Source organism: Christiangramia marina (assembly GCF_048285865.1).
In the GTDB taxonomy this organism is placed as follows: Bacteria; Bacteroidota; Bacteroidia; order Flavobacteriales; family Flavobacteriaceae; genus Christiangramia; species Christiangramia marina.
Window position 1 is genome coordinate 189,927 of record NZ_JBLVTK010000001.1, and the last position, 2,118, is coordinate 192,044.

Below are 2,118 nucleotides of genomic sequence, written 5' to 3' on the forward strand. Positions count from 1 at the left end.
GTTGATGGTTGCAGCGATGAAATGATTGTTACTATTTCTAACTGCGACAACGTTAATTTTGATGGTGATAATGATCATGTTGACTTTGGGAATAATTATAATCTTGGCGGGGCTTTTAGCCTTGAGGTTTGGGTAAAGCCAGAAACTCTTACTGGAAAACATACTATATTTTCCAAACGAGATGGTGATTATTCAGGTTCTGCTCATGGATACGACTTAAGGATTACCAACAAAACTGTCTCATTCAATTGGGATAAAAATGGTTCTATCTCGTCTCCTCATAGAATCACCGACAATAGCAGGTGGTATCATATTGCACTCACACATACAAGTACTGGGGAATATCGTCTATACATAGATGGCTTGCTTATGAAGAACACTGGTGGGCCTGCTCCAAATCCAAACAATTATCGAGCAATATTAGGAGCTATGGATGGGGAAAACTCATTAGAAAGCAGAGATTTTTATCACGGCTGGATGGAAGAGTTAAGAATCTGGAATGTTGCTTTGACACAAGACCAGATTCAATTAATGATGAATCAGCATATCACTAAAGGTGCAGATGCTGAGGTTATTGGTGAGGTCATTCCAGTTGCTACAGGATTGAACTGGACTAACCTTGAGGCGTATTACCGAATGGATAACATAAGCTGTGGAAACCTGGATGCATATACTCTGGATGGCTCTACATTTAAGGGTAGTTCTGGAAAATTATTAAATATCACAACACCGCAGGAAACTACTGCCCCGCTGCCTTACGAATCGGCCAATAATGGCAACTGGGACAATATGAGCACATGGCTCTATCCAGATGTCTGGGATGCGCCAAACTCAAAGGGTATCAATGATCAAATGATCAATTGGAATATAGTGGTTGCAAAACATAACATCACAAATGCCACAAGAAATATCAATTTACTCGGCTTAGTATCCCAAAGTGGTACCATCGAATTTGATGGTACTACGAACACAAATACTGGTAAAGGTTCTGGTAACGGTCTGTTGATATCTCGTTATCTACAACTGGATGGTGTGATAGATCTTAACGGAGAATCCCAATTAATACAGCCAGAGGGTAGTATTATTGCTCCAGAAAGTTCTGGGAATTTACAGATTGATCAGCAGGGAAAAGCAAATAGCTATAACTACAACTACTGGACTTCTCCCGTCTCCAATGCCAACACCTCAACCATAAACGATGGCTTTGCATTGAACACGGTGCTCTACAATGGCTCTAGTCCATTTACTTTTCAATCCAATTTCCGCGCCGCAGATGGAAATGATATTGTAATAAGTTCCTATTGGTTATATACTTTTAGCGGAGATGCAGATGATTATTTTACCTGGCTACAATTCGATGAAACTTTTAAACTTGAACCAGGAATTGGTTACAGTATGAAAGGAACTTCAGGTGCTGCAGATTTAAACGTTCACCAAAACTATACCTTTCGTGGTATGCCTAATAATGGAGATATTTCTGTAGCGGTGGGAGAGGATCAGAATCTACTTACCGGTAATCCTTACCCTTCTGCAATAGATTCAGAAAAATTTATTGAAGAGAATGCGATACAACAACAAAATTTCAATGGCTCACTATATTTCTGGGATCATTTTGGTAAGATCGACAGTCATTATCTAGAAGAATATGTAGGTGGATATGCAGTTCTAAATAAATCCGGATCGGTATCCTCAGCGAGCTCTATAGACTCAAGGATAGAAACTGAAACAGATCTTAGAGGCTCAAAAAAACCAGGAAGATATATTCCGGTAGGTCAGGGATTTTTCATCAACACTCAGGGGGCTTCAAACCCGCAGCAAATTACTTTTAAAAATAAGTACCGAGTTTTTGTTCCAGAAAGTTCTGGAGACTCTCAATTCCATTCACAGGAAGAGGATCCGAAGAAAACGGCGGAGAATGAATATGAAAAAGATTCCAGACAAAAGATTAGATTAAAACTGGAATCTCCTAAAGGTTACCACCGCCAGATTCTTGCCACGGCAGATGTCAATACTACCGATGGCTTTGATCTTGGATATGACGCGCCCCTTATCGAAAACAATGTGGAAGATCTCTACTGGATGATCGATGAATCTGAATTTGTTATCCAAGGTGTACCA

Annotated in this window: 1 protein-coding gene; it reads left to right on the plus strand. The window is 39.8% G+C overall.

The annotated features are described in order from the left end of the window. Window positions 1-2,118: LamG domain-containing protein (locus ACNKXS_RS00870; protein WP_417919230.1), on the plus strand; the 2,118-nt coding region annotated here is incomplete at both ends.